The 3,996-nt window shown below is 67.2% G+C and carries 2 protein-coding genes and 1 pseudogene; all 3 read right to left on the bottom strand.

From position 1 onward, the window contains the following. Window positions 1–2,994, bottom strand: a 2,994-nt coding sequence (locus tag VIQ49_RS06220; protein WP_331882094.1) for a protein kinase domain-containing protein, incomplete at its 3' end; no start/stop codon positions are given. Between the two features lie 617 nt (window positions 2,995–3,611). After that, window positions 3,612–3,821 (bottom strand): hypothetical protein, encoded by a 210-nt coding sequence (locus VIQ49_RS06225; protein ID WP_331882096.1) that lies wholly within the window; start codon window positions 3,819–3,821, stop codon window positions 3,612–3,614. A 16-nt stretch (window positions 3,822–3,837) separates the two neighbouring features. Beyond that, window positions 3,838–3,996, bottom strand: a pseudogene (locus VIQ49_RS06230) (N-acetyltransferase); the annotation flags it as partial.

The raw sequence follows: 3,996 nt of genomic DNA on the forward strand, positions 1-3,996 counted from the left end.
CTCACCCTTGCGGCGGGCCGCCCCGAATGCTTTGTCCCCGAGTTTCCGACGGGCAGCCTGATCGCAGTCCTGATGGAAGACAGACAGATCAGGATGGATGACCGCAGTACTGCCCGTCGAATGTGCCAGCCCGTCTGCAGACCCCATCAGAACCGCAGCCCGAGCTGCGTCGCGCTGCTCGCACGCGATCCAGGCCAGCGCCTCGAGGCAGGCGGTGGCGACGCGGGGACTGTGCACTTGCCGGGACAGCTCCAGCGATTGTTCGAGCAGCCGGACAGCGCGATCCGCATTACCCTGCTGCCACACGGCAATTCCCAGGGCCCACAGCGAGTACGACCGATACATCTTCTCGCCGTGCTTTTCCGTGATCGCGAGAACCCGCTCGTGACTTTCGATCGCCTGGTCCATCAAGCCGGACAACTCATAAGCCAACCCCAACGAATGCAGGGCGGCTACTTCGAGCCTTCGATCGCCGCGCTCGCTGAACTCCGCGAGCGCGGTTTCGAGGTGAGAGCGGGCACGTTCGGGATCACCACTGTAGAGGCCCAGCATGCCGTCGGCGAAGGAAACGAAAGCGCGCATCATCGGGTCGCTGGTCTGCGCGGTGAGCGTGCGCCCCTCGTCGACGAGCGCCGCCCCGGCCCGGAGGTCACCCTGAACGTTCGCCATCACGCTGGCGCAGTAGAGCGCTCTGACCCACTCGAGGGTGGGTGGGCCGCTCTGGCGGGCGAGCAACTGGCCGAACCAGCGCCGGCACTCGTTGTAGAAGCCCTGGGAGCTCCAGAACAGGAACAGTGCGGCGGCAGTGCGCAGGCCGGCGGCGGGGTCGTCGGCGACGCTGAATTCGAGGGCCTCCCGCAGATTCGGTTGTTCCCGTTTCAGGCGGGCGATCCAGTCGAGTTGGCGCGCGCTGATCCACTCGGCCTCCGCGGCGAGCGTCAACGCCTCGTACCAGTCCCGGTGCCGGCGGCGCAAAGCGGATGCCTTACCGGTCTGCTCGAGTTTCTCGTAGCCGTATTCGCGGAGAGTTTCGAGAATTCGGAACCGCACCACCGACCCGTGCTCCTCGCGGATCAGGATCGACTTCTCCACCAGAGACGTCAGCGTGTCCAACAGTTCGTCCGGGTCGAGGCCCTCGCCGCACACCTGCTCCGCGGCATCGAGTTCGAAGCTTCCCGCGAACACCGCCACCCGTCCCCACACCAGTTGTTCACCGGCGGTGCACAACTCGAAACTCCAGTCGATACACAACCGCAGCGTCTGTTGCCGCGTCGGCGCACCCCGGCTGCCGCGAGTCAGCAGGGCATAGCGGTCGGTCAGTCGCCCCAGGATCTGCTCGGGCGATATCGCCCGCAACCGGGCCGCCGCCAACTCGATCGGCAACGGCAACCCGTCGAGCCGGTGGCAGATTCCCGCCACCGTCGCCGCATTGTCGTCGGTGAGCGCGAAACCCGGAACCGCGGCAGCGGCGCGTTCGGCGAACAGGGTCACCGCATCGTATTTGGGCAACCCGCGCAGGGAGGTCCGCCACCCGAGATCCGGGACGGCCAGCGGGGGGACCCGCAGCACCGCCTCCCCACCGATGCCCAGGGGCTCGCGGCTGGTGGCCAGCATCCGCAACCCAGGGCACACCCGCAACAGGACCTCGGCCAGTTCCGCCACGGCGTCCACCAGATGTTCACAGTTATCGAGTACCAGCAGCAGGTCCTGCACCGCCAGGTGCTTGAGGAGAACCTCCAGCAACGGCCGCGTCGAATGGTCCCGCACCCCCACCGCGGCGGCCACCACGTCGACCAGCAACGACCCATCGCGCAGCTCACCCAACCCGACCAGCCGAACACCGTCGCCGTAGTTACGTTGCACAGTGGCCGCGACCCGCATCGCCAGCCGCGTTTTGCCGACACCGCCGATCCCGGTCAAGGTCACCAGCCGCGACCCGGCGAGCAGGTTCTTCGCCTCGGTGAGTTCGTGTCGGCGGCCGATGAAACTGGTCAGTTCCAGCGGAAGATTCCCGGTACTGCTCCGAGGGGCGGGTTCTATCGGTTGGTGCCGACCACTTGACGCTGTTCCCCGGTCACTGGCCTCTGCGTCGGGTTCAAAGCGGAGGGCCATCTCGTCAACGGGGAGGCCGTGGTTGCGCTGCAGTTGCCGCAGTTCCTGCCCGAAGTCGGCGGCGATAGAGGGGCGCTGACCGGGCTCGCGCGACATCGCCCGGGCGATCACCGCGGACACATCGTCGGGGATCCCGTGCTCGCGCAGGTCGGGCAACGCTTGCGTGGTGATTCGCAGGAACTGTGCGACGACCTGTTCACCGCTACGACGTTCGAACGCGGCGTGGCCGGTCAGGGCACTGAACAGGGTGGCACCGAGACCGTAGACGTCGGCGGCCGGTGTCGGTGGTTCACCGCCCAGGACCTCCGGCGCGGTGTAGGCGGGCGACCCGGTGACGGCACCGGTGGCGGTCTCGAAGCCTCCGGCGATGTGCGCGATGCCGAAATCGGCCAATTCCGGCTCGCCGTACTCGGTGAGCAGGATGTTCGCGGGTTTGACGTCGCGATGCAGGGTGCCGAGCCGGTGCGCCGACTCCACCGCACCGGCCATCTTCACCCCAAGCCGCAACGCCTGGTCCACCGGCAGCGGACCGTGGCGGCGGATCCGCACGTCGAGGGAATCCTGCGGGTGATACGGCATCACGATGTAGGGACGGCCGCTGTCGGTGGCGCCGACCTGCAGGATGTTGACGATGTTCGGGTGCCCGGTCAGCCGGCCCATCGCCCGCTGCTCCCGGAGGAACCGCGCCCGGTTCTCCTCGTCGAGTTCGACGGTGAGCACCTTCACCGCCACCGTGCGATCCAGGTCCGCCTGGGTGCAGCGGAAGACCACGCCGAAACCGCCCCGGCCGATCTCCTGAACGTCAACGAAACCAGCTCCACCTAGTTCGGCGGCCGGGGACGGCTGGGACCGCTGAGTGTCGAGCGGATCACCTTCACCCATCGGACGGTCTACTCACTCCGTCGGCTCATGTCCCGAACACTGGTCCCGACGGCACGACCAGCGCAGCTTCAACCGTGGACGCACTCTCGATGGCGTCCTCTTGAGGATATCGCTGTCATCGGTTGTGTCGTGTATGAGATTGTCGCGGTCAACGCCGGCTATCCACGCGCCCCGTACCCCGCGAGCTGTGCCCCTCAACTGAGGTGCACTTCACCGATCGCGCTACATAGACTTCGTCCACGAGTTCCTCGACCGCCGCGCGCGCGCATCTTCAGCCGTGCGGGATCGTCCCAGCGCGATCCACGCTGCCCCTCCAGCGAAGCGGGCCGCCGAGGACCGTGACGTTGCGATCGTTCGGGATCATCTCGTGACTCCTTCTGGATGAGCACCGGGATTCGTGGGCGAAGAGTATGGGCGCGTGCCGCGAGTCGGGTAACCCGTTGCTGGCACATCGTGCGCCACTGCCCCCTCAGTGCAGCGGGAAGTCGTACACCCGCACTGCCGTAGGGCGGCGTACCCAGCACCTCGGACAACGTGGAGGACGTCCTCGTGCAGGGCGCCGATGGCGGCCGACCACATACGCCGGCGAGGCAAGGGCATAGGCCCCGGTGACCTGGTCACACACCGCGGGGGTCAAGTACCGGCTGACCCCGCGCGGTGCCGAACAGGCCCGAGGCGAGCTCGGTGGTGTCGGCAGCGGTCGCGGCGTCGGTGTCGGTGTCGACTGTGGCGACTTCGGTGGCCCACTGGACCGAGACGAGCGCGTAGAGCGCCGGATTCGGGCCCGCATTCAGCTGAGCTGGAATGTGACGGCGATGGGCGTTCAAAGTTCGGTGTTGGCGGCTACAAGACCGTCGCGCCGACGCGTCGCTCCAACTGCGGTGCGATCGTCGGCCAATCCTCGTCCGTCATGGAAAAGAGGGCGGTGGTGCGCCAACTGCCATCCGTTCGCTGGCGGTGCTTGCGGAGCAAGCCCTCGTACTGCGCGCCCAGCTTGGCGAT

Origin of the sequence: Williamsia sp. (assembly GCF_036566845.1) — a bacterium.
Taxonomy (GTDB): domain Bacteria; phylum Actinomycetota; class Actinomycetes; order Mycobacteriales; family Mycobacteriaceae; genus Williamsia.